At 59.6% G+C, this 18,326-nt stretch carries 9 protein-coding genes; 3 read left to right on the top strand and 6 right to left on the bottom strand.

From position 1 onward, the window contains the following. Positions 1-680 precede the first annotated feature (680 nt). Complete coding sequence (locus Q0949_RS16455; RefSeq protein WP_299374700.1) at positions 681-10,646, top strand: putative Ig domain-containing protein; 9,966 nt, start codon at positions 681-683, stop codon at positions 10,644-10,646. Between the two features lie 188 nt (positions 10,647-10,834). On the opposite strand, the gene Q0949_RS16460 is transcribed toward Q0949_RS16455, so the two are convergent. From Q0949_RS16460 to Q0949_RS16470, 3 genes are read right to left on the bottom strand one after another with little or no spacing between them, the layout of a single operon-like run. Next, the gene (locus tag Q0949_RS16460) at positions 10,835-11,470 is read right to left on the bottom strand and encodes a DUF1638 domain-containing protein (protein WP_299374703.1); all 636 of its coding nucleotides are present in this window, start codon (positions 11,468-11,470) and stop codon (positions 10,835-10,837) included. Beyond that, on the bottom strand, positions 11,461-12,006 hold the full coding sequence (locus tag Q0949_RS16465; RefSeq protein ID WP_299374706.1) for a thioredoxin family protein: 546 nt from the start codon (positions 12,004-12,006) through the stop codon (positions 11,461-11,463). The genes Q0949_RS16460 and Q0949_RS16465 overlap by 10 nt, the downstream gene beginning before the upstream one ends. Before the next feature lie 33 nt (positions 12,007-12,039). Then, the gene (locus Q0949_RS16470; protein ID WP_299374709.1) at positions 12,040-12,741 is read right to left on the bottom strand and encodes a B12-binding domain-containing protein; all 702 of its coding nucleotides are present in this window, start codon (positions 12,739-12,741) and stop codon (positions 12,040-12,042) included. Positions 12,742-12,937: 196 nt separating this feature from the next. Between Q0949_RS16470 and Q0949_RS16475 the strand changes: the two genes are divergently transcribed. After that, the gene (locus Q0949_RS16475) at positions 12,938-14,014 is read left to right on the top strand and encodes a PA0069 family radical SAM protein (protein WP_299374712.1); all 1,077 of its coding nucleotides are present in this window, start codon (positions 12,938-12,940) and stop codon (positions 14,012-14,014) included. On the opposite strand, the gene bmt is transcribed toward Q0949_RS16475, so the two are convergent. The 3 genes from bmt to Q0949_RS16490 all read right to left on the bottom strand — a co-directional run bounded on the left by bmt (position 14,011) and on the right by Q0949_RS16490 (position 17,417). After that, complete coding sequence (bmt, locus tag Q0949_RS16480) at positions 14,011-15,027, bottom strand: betaine--homocysteine S-methyltransferase (protein ID WP_299374715.1); 1,017 nt, start codon at positions 15,025-15,027, stop codon at positions 14,011-14,013. The genes Q0949_RS16475 and bmt overlap by 4 nt on opposite strands. A gap of 37 nt (positions 15,028-15,064) precedes the next feature. Next, positions 15,065-16,936 (bottom strand): phosphatidylglycerol lysyltransferase domain-containing protein, encoded by a 1,872-nt coding sequence (locus Q0949_RS16485; RefSeq protein ID WP_299374718.1) that lies wholly within the window; start codon positions 16,934-16,936, stop codon positions 15,065-15,067. A gap of 166 nt (positions 16,937-17,102) precedes the next feature. Next, positions 17,103-17,417, bottom strand: coding sequence for a DUF1476 domain-containing protein (locus Q0949_RS16490; RefSeq protein ID WP_299374721.1), 315 nt, complete (start codon positions 17,415-17,417; stop codon positions 17,103-17,105). Positions 17,418-17,564: 147 nt separating this feature from the next. On the opposite strand from Q0949_RS16490, the gene purC reads away from it, so the two are divergent. Next, complete coding sequence (purC, locus tag Q0949_RS16495) at positions 17,565-18,326, top strand: phosphoribosylaminoimidazolesuccinocarboxamide synthase (protein WP_299374724.1); 762 nt, start codon at positions 17,565-17,567, stop codon at positions 18,324-18,326.

Consider the following 18,326-nt stretch of genomic DNA (forward strand, 5'->3'; position numbering starts at 1 on the left):
TGTGCCCGTGAGACTTTCTCCGAAAGAACCGAGCCGAACAGGAAAGGACGCAGCGCTGGTGAACCCATCCGTTGCAAAGCCTCAGGCATTCAAACACACACTCGGTCTTTGCATTTTACCTTGACCTGCCTTTCCGGTCCTGAAAACCTTAATACAGTCATCGTTTTTGATTGGTGATTCAGTAAAAATTATAAGCGCCGGGTCGACGTCGCAGGTATTTCGAGATCACGTTTTGGGGGGAGCTACTCATGGTCGCACATGTTATTTTCACGGGCGTAACGCGCAACTATTTCGGAGAGACGCATAGCGACCAGACATTCTTAATATCCACATCTTCAGAGCTGTCTATTCTCGATGCCAATTCGGGCTATAGGACAAGTATCCATGGCTTCGACTTGTCGCTTGCACCCGAAGGCGGGTCACTTTCCGGCACGGTGACGTCGTTTGCGCTAAGCGACAAAGACGGCAATACGGTCTTTTCAGTCAGAGACGTTTCCTGGTCCTTGGCCGAGCTTTCCAGCGCGTTGGATGATGTTCTGGACAACGAGGGTGCCAAGGGCTTGTTTGACGCTCTGTTGGAGGGCCCGGCGACTGATGCAAGTTCTGCTGTTGCGTGGGCGAACCAGAGCACTCCCCAGTCCGATCCGGTTCGCTTTGCTTCCGAGAACGCGTTTCCCGAAATGACCAACATCGTTGGAAGTGGCGCGAACGATATCCTGAACGGGACGTCCGGCGACGACAGCATTCAGGGGTTGGCCGGTGATGACCAGTTGATTGGCCTTTCGGGTGCGGACACTTTGGCAGGTGGCGCCGACAATGACTTGTTGACGGGGGGCGCCGGTATCGACCTGCTGGATGGCGGGGCAGGGGACGACACGCTTTCCGGCGACAGCGGATTTGATGTTCTGACCGGAGGAACGGGAAACGATATCTTCCGTGACGAAGCAGCCGATCTGGACGGGGACACGATCACTGACTTTACGTCCGATGACGTGATCCGCATCAACAACTCCTTCCTGTTCGACGACTCGTTTCAGGTGACCGTTTCGGGCGGCAATACTGTTCTGGATATCAACACTGATGCGACACCGGGCTTTGATATCTCGATAACCCTGAGTGGCCTCTTTTCCGGAGGATACTTTGCAACACTGGGAGGCAGCACGTTTAGCGACCTCGTCTACATTTCCGGGGCAAGCGGTGCCGGAACGGGAGGCGATGATGTCATTAACGGGTCTTTGAGCGCGGATGTTATCGCGGCTGGCGCTGGAAACGACCGGGTGATCGGTGCCAGCGGGGCCGATGACATTTCGGGTGGCGCCGGGAACGACTCCATCTACGCGGGCAGCGGCAATGACACGATTGACGGCGATTCTGGCAACGATTTCATCGTCGGAGACGCTGGAGCGGATGATATCACCGGTGGTGACGGTGTCGACAGCATCTATGGCGGGACTGGCAGCGACACAATTGATGTCGGATTGGGGACTGGCAATTTCGCGGATGGCGGAACGGGTGCCGACTCGATCGTATCGCAGACCGGATCAGATCGGCTCCATGGTGGTTCGGACAACGACACGTTGGTGGGCAACGCGGGCGCGGATTCGCTCTATGGCGACGCGGGCGCGGACACTCTGACAGGTGACAGCGGCAACGACTATCTCGATGGCGGATCGGGCAACGATACGCTGTCGGGCGGCACCGGCAGTGACCAGTTGTATGGCGGTCAGGACGACGACCTTTTGCAGGGTGAGGACGGTGGGGATTACCTGAGCGGCGACAGCGGCAATGACACCTTGTTTGGTGGAATAGGCGCTGACACCTTGCAGGGTGGATCCGGTGAAGACGAACTGGAAGGTGGTGACGACGCCGACAACCTGTCCGGCGGCGGCGATGACGACACATTGCGTGGCCAGGACGGTGACGATGATCTGGACGGCGGTACCAATGACGATCTGCTCGAAGGTGGCGCTGGTGCGGATACTCTGTCCGGCGAAAGCGGATTTGACACACTGACGGGCGGCACCGGTATCGACCTGTTCATTGACAGTGCGAGCGGTATCAATGGCGATGTCATCACAGACTTCGAGGTTTCAACCAACGCGTCGGATGGCGACGCAATCACCATCAACAATGCGCGTTTCGATGATGGCCATCTGACGGTCAGCTTTGTCGGCGGCAATACCGTTCTGGATATCGACACTGACCGTGACGGTGTGAACGATACGCAAATTGTGCTGAATGGCGTCATCTCGGCGCAATTCCTGACGATTACCAACGGGACGAGCACAACAATCAAAGCCTTCCCGCTGGCAGGGCTTGGCAGCAGTGGCGCGCCTGTGCGCAACACGATTGTTGATACTGCATCAAGCAATCTGACCAACGCGGGTACAGCCGGTCTTGTGCTGGGCAGTGCGGGGTCGGACACGTTGAACGCAGGTGCGTCAACGACAACCATCATGGCAGGGACCGGCAATGATGAGGTAAATGGCGGTGCAATCGGGGAACTGATCTCTGGCGACCACGGAGCGGACACGCTTACCGGCAATGGGGGCAATGACCGCATTTATGGCGGTGACGACGGTGATAGCATTTCTGGCGATGCAGGCGCGGACAGTCTGTTTGGGGATCGGGGTGACGACACTATCTCCGGAGGCGCGTCCGGTGACGATATCTTTGGCGATGACGGCGCTGACAGTATCACGGGCGATGACGGCAACGACGAGCTCTATGGCGGTAGCGGCAATGACACGCTCGAAGGTGGCACGGGTGCAGACAGCATCTATGGCGGCGACGATCAGGATTCGATTCTGGGTGGGGATCAAAACGACTGGCTGATCGGTGGCGCAGGCAATGACAGCATCCATGGCGGTTCAGGAGCTGACTATATCTCTGGCGGCGCCGACGATGACGTCCTGAATGGCGACGACGGCAACGACACTCTGCTTGGCAGCAGCGGCGACGACAACATCCTTGGTGGCTTGGGGTCGGACCTTCTGGAGGGCAACAGCGGCAATGACAGCCTGACTGGCGGCGACGGCAATGACACGCTCGCCGGCGGTTCCGATACTGACACGCTCACCGGTGGTGCCGGTGACGATCTGTTTCTCGGGTCCCGGACTGAACTGGACGGGGATATAATCACCGATTTTGCAGCGGGCGACCGTATACGCGTCCAATTCTCCAGTTTTTTCAGCACTGATGTGAGCATCAGCAATGTGTCCGGCAATACCGAGTTTGCAATCGATACCAATCAGGATCTCGTCGACGATCTTTTCTTTACTCTACAGGGCACCTACACCCCCGGTGATTTCCAGCTGATCACGGCGTCAAATTTCACCGAGCTGTTCCTGCCATCGCTTGGCGGCGGGATCTATGTCGGCACGTCCGTTGCAGACATTTACGTCGGCTCGAACCTCAATGACTCGATCAGCGGCCTTGGCGGCAATGACCAGCTCACAGCGCTTGCTGGCAACGACATCGTCAACGCAGGAGACGGCAATGACGACGTCTTTGGGGGTTTGGGCGATGACCAGATCGACGGAGGGGCTGGTAACGACTTTTTGCGCGGGGATGAAGACAACGATACCATCCTCGGTGGCACCGGCAGCGACACGATCAACGGCGACGCGGGCAATGACCTTGTTGCAGGCGGGGCCGGCACAGACCGGATCGAAGGCGGCGACGGAAACGACGTGCTGGACGGTGATGCGGGCAATGACACCGTTAATGGTGGCGCTGGGTTCGACACGATCACCGGTGGTCTCGACAACGATCAACTGTCCGGTGACGATGGTAATGACCTTATCCATGGCGATGCCGGCGATGATGCCGTCTATGGCGGGAATGATCAGGATACGGTTTATGGTGGCGACGGAAACGACTATGTTGTCGGCGGTTCCGGCAACGACTCTGTTTTTGGTGACGCGGGCGAAGACTATGTCAGCGGGGATTCCGGCGATGACATCGTCGACGGGGGTGACGGGAACGATACCGTTTTGGGCGGCTCCGGCAATGACCAGATCGCCGGTGGGGCAGACAATGACAGCCTAAGTGGCGCAAGCGGTGCCGATACTTTGCAAGGTGGCGCTGGTGACGACACGCTCGAGGGCGGCAGCGATACCGATATCCTGACAGGTGGCGCAGGCGCGGACGTTTTCACAGGAAGCAGGGCGGACCTCGAAGGCGACCGGATCGAAGATTTTTCAGGCGCAGACGACAGAATTCAAGTCCGGTTTGAGCGTTTCACAGATGCCAATATAAGCACGGTCGAATTCAATGGTGATACGCTGCTGCGCATTGACACTGACGGCGATGGCAACGTCGACTTGACGCTGACCTTGGCAGGGTTGGGGTATACGGGAACGTTTATCGCTCAGTCCAATGTGAGTGTATCCGGATACACTGACATTCTTCTGGTGCCGAACACTGGGTTTGGTGCGGCAACTGCGAACGACGATCTGATCGTTGGCAGTCAGGCCGGTGACCTGATTGAAGGGCAAGACGGCGACGATGACATATCTGGCGGTGCGGGCGATGATGTTCTGACCGGCGGTTTGGGCAACGATCAGATGTTTGGCGGCGTCGGCAATGATACATTGTCAGGCGGTGATGATGCCGATCAACTGACGGGTGGTATTGGCGACGATCTCCTGAACGGTGGCGATGGTGACGATACGATCTGGGGCGATGCGGGTGCCGACACGATTTCAGGCGGCTCTGGCGCGGACAGAATCGAAGGGAATGCGGGTGACGACGATTTGGCTGGCAACAGCGGTCGGGATACCTTGGACGGCCTTGATGGCAACGATACGATTTCAGGTGGTGCGGATAACGACCAACTCTCTGGCGACGACGGTGACGATGTCGTCGCGGGAGACGCCGGCGTGGACGCCGTCTATGGCGGAAACGGCAATGACACCCTTTCGGGTGGCGAAGGCGACGATTTCGTCTCTGGCGGCGCAGGCAATGATACCGCGACAGGCGATGCCGGAATGGACTATGTCTCCGGTGACGGCGGCGATGACCTGATTGATGGCGGTGCCGAAAACGACACACTGATTGGCGGCTCTGGCAACGACACGCTGATCGGGGGAACTGGTCAGGACAGTCTGAGCGGTGGCAGTGACAATGACAGCCTTGATGCCGGGGATGAAGATGACTCTCTGAACGGCGGTGCAGGCAACGACACATTGACGGGCGGCGCAGGCGACAACCTGTTCGTTGGCAGCAGTACGGAGCTTGACGGTGATTTTCTAACCGATTTCAACCTCGGCGACCGGATAAGGGTCAACTTCGCGACCTTCAACGAAACCAACCTGACCGTTACCGACAACGGCGTCGATACAACGCTGTCGATCGACACGTCCGGCGACGGAAATATCGACACCGTTATTACACTGAGCGGCCTTTATTCCGAAACCTTCGCAACGATCAGTTCCGGAGGCTTTACCGAAATCCTGCTGGTGAGCGGATCGGGCGGAGTTATCACAGGCACCAATGGTGCCGACATCCTGACAGGTTCCAACGGCGTCGACATCATCAACGGCCTTGAAGGCAACGACGAAATCATCGGTCTTGACGGGAATGATGCGATTTCCGGGGATGAGGGCGAGGACACGATTAGCGCTGGTGCTGGCGACGATGTGGTCGGTGGTGGTGATGATGATGATACCATCAACGGTGGTGACGGCGCCGATTTGCTTGGCGGTGATGCGGGCAATGACTCGATCCGCGGTGATCTTGGCAATGACACGATAAACGGCGGCGCGGGCAGTGATCGCGCCTATGGTGGGGACGGCAACGATAGTCTGAGTGGAAACGAAGACAGGGATACGCTCGACGGCAACGACGGCAATGATACGCTCGATGGTGGTCAGGGGAACGACCAACTGGACGGGGGGAATGACAACGACTCCATCTTGGGCGGCGTTGGTGACGACGCGCTCTACGGCGGGTTGGGGCTGGACACGCTCGAAGGCGGCGATGGGAACGATTACCTTGCTGCTGGCAGCGACAATGACCACGTGGATGGCGGGGAGGGTGAAGACTACGCAGCTGGCGATAGCGGCGATGACACCGTTGATGGTGGGCTTGGCAATGACACTGTTCTGGGCGGTTCGGGCAACGATCTGGTGACGGGCGGAGAAGACAATGACTCCGTACAAGGTGGGTCTGGCGATGACACGCTTGTCGGTGGCACAGGTGATGACACTCTTGATGGTGGTTCCGGGTTTGACACGCTCACTGGCGGCACGGGTAACGATGTTTTCCGGGGTAGCGCGTCCGAGCTCAACGGCGATGTAATCACCGATTTCAGCTATGATGATGCAATCGCTCTCAGGTTTGGGCGCTTTACTGACATCGATATTTTCACCTCGACGACTGCCGGCGGCGACACGCTGCTGACCATCGATGGAAACGGTGACGGTGACACGACGGATGGTTCGGATTTCACGATCACGCTGACTGGCACCTTTACCGGTACTTGGGCAGCGGTTCAGATCCCGCAGCAGTCCACGACGTTCCTTTACCTTATCGCACCCGGCGCTGGCGTGTCGGCGCCGACCACAACGCTGCCGGACTTTATCGCAGGAACAAGTGCGGGCGAGACCATAGACGGCGGTGTTGGTGAGGACACGCTTGTAGGCTTGGCAGGCGATGATCTGTTGAACGGAGGTACCGAAGACGATCTGCTCTTTGGTGGTCGCGGCAATGACACGCTGAATGGCGATGATGGCGCCGACTTGCTGACCGGTGACGAAGGCGACGACCTGCTGAACGGTGGCTTTGGGAACGACACGCTGAACGGGGACGAAGGTCTTGATACACTGTTCGGCGGATTTGGCAGTGACCGCCTCTATGGGTTGGAAAACAACGACGTTCTACATGGTGAAGAGGGCCGCGACACACTCGAAGGCGGTGATGGGAACGACACACTGTTTGGCGGCATCGAAGGCGACAACCTTGATGGTGGTATCGGCAACGACTCGGTCCTGGGCGAAGACGGTGACGATGCCCTCTATGGCGGATCTGGCGAAGATACGCTTTTGGGCGGCGGCGGGAACGATTACCTCGCTGCTGGCAACGACAGCGATACTGTCGACGGCGGGGACGGCAATGACTATGCCAGTGGCGACAGCGGTGACGACGACGTGCGGGGCGGTGCGGGAGATGACACACTCCTTGGCGGCGCAGGCGACGACCTGTTGCGCGGCGACGCAGACAACGACCAACTGCAAGGTGGGAGCGGAAACGACACGCTGCAGGGCGGAGCCGGAGACGACACGCTTGCGGGCGACTCTGGTGCTGACACCCTGACGGGTGGGACCGGCAACAACAGTTTCCGGGGCAGCAGCTCGGAACTTAACGGCGATGTCATCACGGACTTCAAAGTCGGTGACCGGATCGACGTACGCTTTGCGACATTCTCGGACGTTGATGTCCAAAGCGTCTTTGATGGGACAAACACGATCCTGTCGATCGATACCAACGGCAACGGGTTGTTTACGGACAGCAGCGACGTAACGATGACCCTGAACGGCGCCGTGACGGGCCAGTTCTTTACCGTCTCAACGAATTCCGAAACCTATGTGTACCTGAGCAATGGGCCGACCGGCACATCGACTGTTGATCCGGATTTCATTGTCGGCACCAATGCCGGTGATACCCTCGATGGCGGAGTGGGCAACGACACGCTTGTCGGTCTTGACGGCGACGACAGCCTGCAAGGCTTTACCGAGGACGACAGCCTTTATGGCGGGCGCGGTAATGACACGCTTGATCTTGGCGATGGCAACGATCGCGGCGTCGGTGACGTGGGCGATGACCAGATCAACGGCGGCTTTGGCAACGACAGTCTGTACGGTGACGAAGGCAACGACATACTGAATGGCGATGTCGGTTCGGATCGGCTCTATGGTGGGGCCGGGAACGACACCCTGCAAGGTGGCAATAACCGCGACACGTTGAACGGCGACGACGGTGACGACAGCCTCGAAGGTGGAGACGACATCGACAACCTAAGCGGTGGCGATGGCAATGACACCGTCAACGGGGGCTCCGGAAATGACAACCTCTACGGTGATGCAGGTTCGGATGAGGTCGATGGGGGCGCAGGCAACGACTATATGGTGGGGAGCAGCGGAAACGACACGCTGCGCGGCGGCCTTGGTGACGATTACATAGATGGCGGGCAACATACGGATTTTGCCATCTTTGATGGTGTGTCGTCCGAATACACGATCACCCAAGGCTCCTCGATCAACTCGGCCTCCTATGTAGAGCACACCGGCGGCACCACGCTTGATGGCCGCGACACGCTTTACCGGGTCGAACGGCTGATCTTTGCAGATACAACCATCGTTTTGTTCAACGATGCACCGGAGGTGATCAACCCCATCGCGGATCAGACCTGGCGGCAAGGTACGAGCTATGTCCTTGATGCGTCGATGACCTTTACGGATATCGATCCAATCGTTTCCTACACGGCCACCCTGTCGGGCGGTGCGGCATTGCCAGCGTGGCTGAACTTTGATGCCATGTCGCAAACCTTTACCAGCACCCCCACCAGCGTCGCCTCCGGTTGGTACACCGTGACCCTTACGGCGACGGACTCGCTTGCCGCGAGTAACTCAGACTCGTTCAACATCTTTGTTCAGTCCAACGTCATCAACGGCAACAGCTCTGCCAATACAATCAACGGAACGGCCCTCGCCGACCGCATTTTCGCGTTTGCCAATGATGATACCGTCTACGCCGGGGCCGGCGATGACGAAGCAGATGGCGGCACGGGCAATGACGAAGTCTATGGCGACGACGGGAACGACACATTGCTTGGCGATACCGGTCAGGACACGCTGAGCGGCGGGCTTGGAAACGACGTTGTTGAAGGCGGGGCCGATGATGACCTCGTACAGGGAGACGACGGAAACGATTTGCTGCGCGGGGATGACGGAAACGACACGCTCATCGGCGGCATCGGGTCGGACGAACTCCTTGGTGGGGCTGGCAATGACAGTCTCCAGGGTGGCGCGGACGCCGATACACTGTCAGGCGGAACCGGCAATGACACACTTGAGGGCGGCACAGGTGTTGACGACCTCTTGGGTGACGACGGCGATGATGTGCTGCTGATGCATTCCGCGTCGCAGGGCGACAACTTTTTCGGAGGAGACGGCATAGATACCGCCGATTTTTCCGGGATCAATACAAACATCTTTGCCAACCTCTCGGCCGGTTTCTGGAACTATAACGGATCCGCGCCAAGCTACGACTTGGTCGACATCGAGAACGTCGTCACCGGTGTTGGCAGCGATACAATTACCGGATCAAACGCGGACAATAACCTGGTTGCCGGTGGTGGCAACGACACCATCGATGGACAGGCCGGTAACGACACAATCGACGCCGGTCAGGGCAATGACCGTGTAATGGGACGCGCGGGCAATGACGAGATCCGTGCCGGTGACGGCGATGACCTCGTGATCGGTGCAAACGGTGACGATACTCTGTTAGGTGGCCTCGGAAACGACCGTCTTATTGGCGCCGGTGGCGGCAATGGGACGAACGTGATCAATGCAGACAGCATCGCAGGATCCAATGGCAACGACACCATTTTTGGCTCGGACGGCAATGATACCTTGCTCGGTGGCAACGATGACGATCAAATCCGCGGAAACGGCGGCGATGATCTGATCAACGGTGGTGCGGGCATTGACCGGGCAACCTATTTCTTCGCAACGTCCAGTGTCACGGTCAGTCTTGCCACGGGCACTGCGACGGGTGGTGACGGTTCAGATACGCTTATTTCCATTGAGGATGTCGATGGCTCGAACGGGTTCGGAGACTTCCTGCAAGGGAACGGAGCGGACAACCGCATAAACGGGCTCAACGGAAATGACACCATCTTTGGCGCCAACGGCAACGATATCGTGATCGGTGATGACGGCAACGACGTCCTTTATGGCGCCGGGTCCGAGAATGGTTCCAACGCCATCAACACCGACCGTCTTGATGGCGGCACGGGCCGCGACTTTATTTACGGCTCGGATGGACAAGACACCCTCATCGGCCGGGATGGGGATGACTTCTTGGTTGGCAATGGTGGCAACGACGTTATCAACGGCGGTGCAGGGACGGACTGGGCCAGCTATCTCTATGCCTCGAGTGCGATTGTCGCCAACCTGACAGCAGGTCGTACAGCGGGCGCAGATGGCATAGACACCCTGATCCAGGTTGAACGCCTTCAGGGCTCTGCCTTTAACGATCAGTTGATCGGCAACGGCATTGCCAACGTGCTTGCGGGATCCGATGGCAATGACGTGCTGGACGGGCGCGCCGGGTCCGACCGCCTGCAGGGTGATCGCGGCGACGACACGCTGACCGGTGGCACGGGTGCGGATGTGTTTGTCTTCGGCAACAATTTTGGCGACGATGTGATCTCTGACTTTGATACAAGCAATGCCGAGCGGATTGACCTGAGTGCGAACAATAACCTCAACAGCTTTGCCGACGTTTTGGCCAGTCTGACCGTTTCCGGTGGCTTTGCGCAGATCAATGACGGGGTGAACAGTATTTTGCTGCAAGGCATCGCGATTGGAGATGTCAGCGTTGGCGGGTTGGTGTCGAACGACGACTTTATCTTCTAAAACCGTCTGCAATGGCCGCCGTCTTTTCGGTGTTTTGGCAAGGGCGTCCAGGGCGGAGCAACCATTAAGCTCGGGCGCTGTACGGTCCGTTCAGATGTCCTGTGGCGCATGCGGATACTTCACCGCCACGGCATGGGCTTTGCCCATCGTACATGCTTTGCCAAAGGTAGTTTTTGGCGAAAGGAGGACTACAAACGTTCCAAAGTCGTTTCGAGGTCGCCGTACCCTGTGAACCGACGTTCAAAAGCGAGGCCCAGAGTATCGGCTGCTGCGCGCGCTTTCTCTGTCAGTAGCGGATCATCGGTTTGGGCTTGGTAGACGAGTTTTTCGTAGTTGCCAAAGTACATGTCACGCAGTTCCGGGTGCCGGTCCAAACCCATCGGTTTCAGGATGAACGCCTCGAATTGCCGAACGAGAAAGTCGGTCAGGTAGAAGGTGGTGATTTCGCTTTCGCTTTGTTGCGCAAACCGTTCATTTCCCTCGAAAAAGCTGTAACAGTGCGGGCCTGCTACCATCTGCACGCCCATCTCCTGGCATGCAGTTTGCAGCAATCCGCCCGTGCCGCAATCGGCGTAGACGACAAAGATGTCCTCGTACGCATCGCGGTGTTTGGCCACGGCTTCGGTCACGGATGCGGTGATCTTGTCAGGGTAAAGGTGAAGCTTGGCGGGTAGGCAGGTCAGGTCAAGGTGGGTCCAGCCGTTGGCGGCTTTGAGATCGAGGATCTCGCGGGCCAGTGCCCCGCAGGCGATCAGGAGAATGCGCCCCTGTGCACCCGTCACGGCAAGGCCGTCTTCGGAGAGGCTGGCGTCAGTCAGAGCCATTTGATTGAACAGCCCATGCTGGGTGTTTGGCCTTGCGGGCCAGTGCCAGTTTTGGCGATCTGGCGCATCGCCTCCAGCAGTTCCGGTTTGCGCTCACGCGCGTCACGCATGCCCGCGTCATCCAACCGCCCGCGATATTGCAGGAGGCCGTCGGCGTTGAAACCAAAGAAATCAGGGGTACAGACCGCACCGAATTTTTTGGCCACCTCTTGGTCTGCATCGACCAGGTAAGGGAATGTAAACCCGTGTCTTTCAGCAAATTCCGGCATGCGATCCGGGGCGTCCGCGGGATAGGTGCGATAGTCATTGGAATTGATGGCGAGGACACCGACGCCTGCGTCCATCAACCGCTTGGCATCCTCGGCCAGCCGGTCGGCAATCGCGATCACGTAAGGACAGTGATTGCAGATGAAGGCCAGCAATACGCCCCGTCCGCCGAGATGATCGTTCAGATCGTGGGGGACACCATAGGCATCGGGGAGCACGAAATGGTGGTGGACATCACCAAATGTGCATCCCGGCGTTTCAAGCAGCATGTCGTCCTCCCATCGGGGTAGGCGACAGAGGAGTTACCCTGCCGCCATCTGGTTGTGTTTGCGCGCCATGAATTCCTTGGCGGTTTCCACGGCCACGGCCGCATCGCGGCAATAGGCGTCGGCACCGATGGCCTTCCCGAACTCTTCGTTCAGCGGCGCACCGCCGACAAGGACGATATAATCATCGCGGATGCCCTGTTCGACCATCGTGTCGATCACGACTTTCATATAGGGCATCGTCGTGGTCAGCAGAGCGGACATGCCAAGGATGTCGGGCCCTTCGGATTCGATTGCACCGAGGTAGTTTTCAACCGGGTTGTTGATGCCCAGGTCGACCACTTCGAAACCTGCACCTTCCATCATCATGCCGACGAGGTTCTTGCCGATGTCGTGGATGTCGCCCTTGACGGTGCCGATCACCATCTTGCCCACGCGCGGCGCGCCGGTTTCGGCCAGCAACGGTTTGAGGATGGCCATGCCGCCCTTCATTGCGTTGGCGGCCAGAAGCACTTCGGGCACGAAGAGGATTCCGTCGCGGAAATCCGCGCCCACGATCGTCATGCCACCCACGAGCGCCTTGGTCAGGATGTCGTACGGCTCCCACTTGCGTTCCAGCAGGATGTTCACGCCTTCTTCGATCTCTTCCTTGAGACCGTCGTAAAGGTCGTCGAACATCTGTTGCACCAGCTCTTCGTCGTCGAGCTCGGACAGGATGATTTCATCTTCGTCAGACATGGGCATTCCTCGTAAATCGGGCATGACAGCCCGGTGCCTACACTTCGCTTATGGTTCAGAATGTCGCAACCAGACTGTCCGAATTGCGACATGGCCCGCGCCTTGCGCGACGCGGGCCGTCACATTTGCTCGGCCATTCGGTCTGTTTTGCCAGCTTTTTCTGGCGTATGTTCTCGGATTGTTCTATTTTCAGATCATGAAACCCGATTTGCAAACGACATGCCCCAAGGGGCGTGGGGCGGTGACCAACGCGGTCAGCCGCTATGACAGGCTCAGCCGCCATGCCGAAGCGGATGGCTGGGACATCGAAGAGGACGTGCCGACCTTGCGTACCGAGGTCAGCATTGAACAGCCGCGCAGCATCATCACGTACAACCGGTCGCCTGATCTGCCTTTTGACAGGTCGATCAACCCGTACAGGGGCTGCGAACACGGATGCGTCTACTGTTTTGCCCGGCCAAGCCACGCCTATCTGGGACTGTCGCCGGGATTGGACTTCGAAACGCGGCTTGTCGCGCGGCCCAACGCTCCGAAGCTGCTTCGGACCGAACTGGGGCGCAAGGCCTACAAGGTGGCGCCGCTGGCAATTGGCACCAATACGGATCCCTATCAGCCGATTGAAAAGACCCACCAGATCATGCGCGCGTGCCTTGAGGTGCTTGAGGCGTGCGGTCATCCGGTCGCCATCGTCACCAAGGGCGCGTTGATCGAGCGGGATGTGGATATCCTCAGCAGGATGGCGCGCCGTGGCCTGGTGCGGGTAGGCATTTCCGTGACCACGCTGGATGCAGCACTGTCCCGGCGGATGGAGCCGCGCGCGCCCGGTCCGGCGCGCCGGCTTACGATCATCGAGCGGCTGAGCAAGGCGGGCATCCCGGTCCGCATCATGGCCTCGCCCATGGTGCCCGCGCTCACCGATCCGGAACTTGAGACTATTCTCGAGGCGGGCAAGGCGGCAGGCGCGCGTACGGCCAGTTGGATCATGTTGCGTCTGCCGCAAGAGGTATCGCCGCTCTGGCGCGAATGGCTCGAGCTGCACTATCCGGATCGGGCTGGGCGCGTGATGGCGCGCCTGCGCGAAATGCATGGCGGGCGCGACTATGACGCCCGCTGGGGGCGGCGCATGCGGGGCGAGGGGCCATATGCTGAAATTATCGCGCATCGGTTCAAGGTTGCGATCAAACGATTGGGATTGAAGGAAACGGCGCCTGCGATGCGGACGGATCTCTTTCAACCGCCACGCGCGCCGACTGACCAGTTGAGCCTCTTTTAGGCGGCGCGTCGGCCGCCACGGCGTTTGCGCGCTGGCGGCATGTCGTCTCCGGTGCCGTCATGGGCCGATGAAAATGGACCAAGCGCGTCCACAATCGCGTCCAGTGTCGGCGCGGCACCCGTTGGCCGCGTATCCAGCGCGGCGCGCATGGCGCGCAGGTGGTCTGGCGTCGTGCCACAGCACCCACCGATGATCGACGCCCCGCAGTCCCGTGCCAGCACGGCGTAGTCTGCCATCAGGTCCGGTGTGCCGTCATAGTGGATGTGGCCGTCGTGGTATTTCGGAATGCCTGCATTGCCTTTGGCGATCAGCGGCTTGTCCGACCCGGCGGCCGCAAAACCCAAAACCGTGCGCAACAGATCCGACGCGCCGGTGCCGCAATTGGCCCCAAAGGCCAGAGGGCCATCGGGCAGGGCATCGACCATTTTGGCCATGTCCGTGCTGGTCACACCCATCATTGTGCGCCCGGCGGTGTCGAAACTCATGGTGCCGACCCAAGGCAGGCCCGCCAATGCGAACCCTTCGGCAGCAGCGGCAAATTCTTCGGGTGCAGAGATCGTCTCGAGCCATCCGATATCGGCGCCACCAGCCTTGAGGCCTGCCGCCGTTTCGTGAAACATCTCGACGGCATCGGCATGGGTCAGCGCGCCGACGGGTTCCATGATCTCACCGGTCGGGCCGACCGATCCGGCCACCACAACGGTACGTCCGGCGCGATCTGCAACCTCGCGTCCCAGTTCCGCGGCAATTTTCGACAACTCAAAGGCGCGGTGTCCGGCATCGTGCAGTTTCAACCGCGATGCGTTTGCCCCGAACGAGTTGGTCAAGAAGATGTCGCTGCCCGCATCCACCGCCCCCTTGTAGAGTGCGGTGATGTTCTGTGGCTCGCTCTCGTTCCAGAGTTCCGGTGCGTCGCCTGACATCAGGCCCATGGCAAAGAGGTTGGTACCCGTCGCACCGTCGGCCAGCAATGTGCCTTTTTCGCCCAATAGCCGTGTGAATGCATCTGTCATGGAAAACCCTTCGCGCGCACGTGATGGATTACGTGTGTCACGCGGCTCGATTTGAGGCCACTTCATAATATTCATCTAGATCATGAGGTGCGCTTGTATCCCGTTCCTCGATTGGCGATGGTATCCGAATGCTCTGGGCGATGTCCAAGAGCCCGAGAGCCAACCCAAGGCGACTGCGTGCTGCCGCGTAGCGCGGCACCCAGATGGGGACAAAACTGGATTTGAACTGCCGCAAACCGGGGCCGCCGCATCGTGTGGACACGTGCAACGCGGCCCAGCGCCAAATGGCGCTTGCGGGCTCAGGGCAGGCGGGCGTGGCGGCAAGGCTGAACCGGGCCGCTCCGTTCTTGCGCGCCGCGCGAATGGCAGCGTCCACAAGGGCGTGCATTGTCCCATCCGGCGCGTCGACACTGTGGCGCATGATATCGAGGCACCACTCATCATTCGCCCTGTGCGCGGTGACAAAGGCAACCAACCGCCCGGCGCGATAGGCACATCCGACCCATTGCCGCGCCACGTAGTCGGGACAAAATCGCCCCACGCTGCCACCACGCGCGCCCTTCTTCATGACTTGCCACTCTGCATCGACCCGCGCCATCGCGGCCAGAGGCAATGGCTCGCCCTGCCGCAGGACAAGGCCGGATTTTGCCGCCGTGCGCAATTTGCGCCGCAAGGTCCGACGCGCGGGTGTGTTTGTCGTGTAATCGGGCAGGGGCAGGACGGCCTCGTCCGCAATATGCAACACCTGCCAGCCGTTGAGGCGGGCGGCGTGCGCCATCCGGGGCCCGCACTTGTACAGACACGCGCGCAGCCCGGCCTGCCGCGCGGCGATGTTCAGGTGATCCAGACCTGCGGCCGGGTTGCCCGCGACCGGATCGGCAAAGGCGACAAGGCTGCCGCCCGTCGGCCACAAGGCAAGTGTGCTGACACCCATGCGAGAAAAGCGTCCGCCATTTTGCACCACCACCCCGACCTCGGACCGCGGAGATATCTCCGTTGGTGCGGGCGCTACGTCGGCCTGTCGCGCAGTCAGCGGGCGCAGCAGAACAAGCGCTGCGATCAGTGCCGGGACCGCGTAGTATACCGCGCGAAAGGCGAGAATGGCTGCCAACAATGGCGTCGGATCTGCCCATGGTGTCGCCGTCAACAGTACCAGTTCGAACGGGCCGACACCGCCGGGCGTGTTCGACACCAGTCCACATCCCAGCGCGATCAAAAACAGCGGAAGGAAGGTCGCTAGCTCAATCGCGCCCTGCGGCAGCAGCACATAGAGCGCGCCCGCCGCCATCAGCAGATCAACTGTCGCCCAACCAATGCAGGCCAGCGCCATCGACAACTGGGGCAGGGCAATGCTGCGCCCGGCGATCCGAACGCGTGGCAGGACAAACAGAACGATCAGCGCCACAGGTGCCCCAAGGGCTACGGCCAGTGCTGGCCAATACGTCCATGCGGGGGCGGGCAACAGCAGGGAGGCAATGGCCGTGACGGTCCCCCAGGCCAAGACAAACGTGGCCGAGACCAGCGCAGAGAGTTTGCCAGCCTCGATCAGCGACAGATCCGGCAGCAACCGCCAGCGCACCAGCGCGCCGCTGACCACGCCCAGTCCAAGCGTTTGCCCCAAGGCGATCCCTGCCGCGCCCGAAATCCGGGCATTGCGGGCGGACACGCCGGTCCCGAGATGTCTGTGCGCCAGCAGATCATATTGCGCGACCGCCGAAAAACTCAGCAGGGTCAGCCCAAACGCAGCGGCCCATTGCCACGGTGCGAGTCCGCGCATCTGGTCGGGCAGGGCGCGCAGTGCCTCTGCGGTCAGGTGCTGTGCCACCAGCACCGCACAGATGCTGATCACGCACAGGGGCAGGACTGCCCGCGCAAGTTTGCGCACCCCGATTGATGTTGATGCCGGCATCGCAACTCTCCTCACCCTCGACCCGGGTCAAGAGGTAGACAGCTGTGGTGATCAAGCTGTTAATCCGGGCCGAAAGGATGCGGACAATGCCACTAAAAAACGCGCGACACCGGGTGCCGCGCGTTCGTAAATCACTTGAGTTGCGTAATGCAGCCCATTGATAGAATTAGGTTTCCGACATCAGTTGCGCTTTTGCCTCGGCCATCAGCGCAGCCATCTTGGCCCGGATTGTCGCCTCGTCCGCAAGTGTGCCCAGATCACCGGACACCTTGCGATAGACGTCCTCGTCGCCAGCCTCTTCAAAGTCTGACTTGACCACTTCGCGTGCGTAGTCCGCGGCGTCATCACCCGACTTTCCCATCAGCTCCGCGGCCCACAGGCCCAGCAGCTTGTTGCGGCGTGCTTCTGCCTTGAACTGCATTTCGGCATCGTGGGCGTATTTCGATTCAAACGCATTTTCGCGATCGTCAAAGGTGCTCATGGTCCAACTCCTGAGTATGGTCTTGTCCAAGATATGCGAGGCGGGGCGCTTGGGCGCAACCCCTTTGCTTGCGGCATTTCACCCGATTGCTTATGAGGGCGACAAGGTGCCCAAGACTCAGCAGGCGCCAAACGCGAAAGGACGCCCATGGCGCGACGCAAAAAGATTTACGAAGGCAAAGCCAAGATCCTGTACGAAGGTCCCGAGCCCGGCACGATTGTGCAGTACTTCAAGGATGACGCCACCGCCTTCAACGCCCAGAAGAAAGACGTGATCGAAGGCAAGGGTGTTCTGAACAACCGCCTGAGCGAGTTTTTCATGACCGGCCTCGGCCAGATCGGCGTGCCGACCCATTTCCTGAAACGGCTGAACATGCGCGAACAGCTCGTGCGTTCTTGCGAGATTGTTCCGCTCGAGGTGATCGTGCGCAACTATGCCGCCGGGACCATGAGCCAGCGCCTTGGCATCGATGAGGGCACGCAGTTGCCGCGGCCAATTGTCGAATATTGCTACAAGGACGACGCGCTGGGTGATCCGCTTGTCACCGAGGAACATATCGCGGCCTTCGGCTGGGCCAGCCAGCAGGACATGGACGACATCCTCAGTCTTGCACTGCGGGTCAATGATTTCCTCTCGGGCGTGATGCTGGCCGTGGGCATCCGTCTGGTCGACTTCAAGATCGAGATTGGCCGCGTCTACGATGGCGACTTCATGCGCCTCATCATCGCCGACGAGATCAGCCCCGACAGCTGCCGCCTTTGGGACATCGAGACGGGCCAAAAGCTCGACAAGGATGTGTTCCGCCGCGACCTCGGCAATCTCGCCGACGCCTATACCGAAGTGGCACGCCGTCTGGGTGTGCTGCCCAAGACGTCGAGCCCGATCACCAAACCAACGCTCATCAACTAA

This window comes from uncultured Tateyamaria sp. (assembly GCF_947487805.1).
Taxonomy (GTDB): domain Bacteria; phylum Pseudomonadota; class Alphaproteobacteria; order Rhodobacterales; family Rhodobacteraceae; genus Tateyamaria.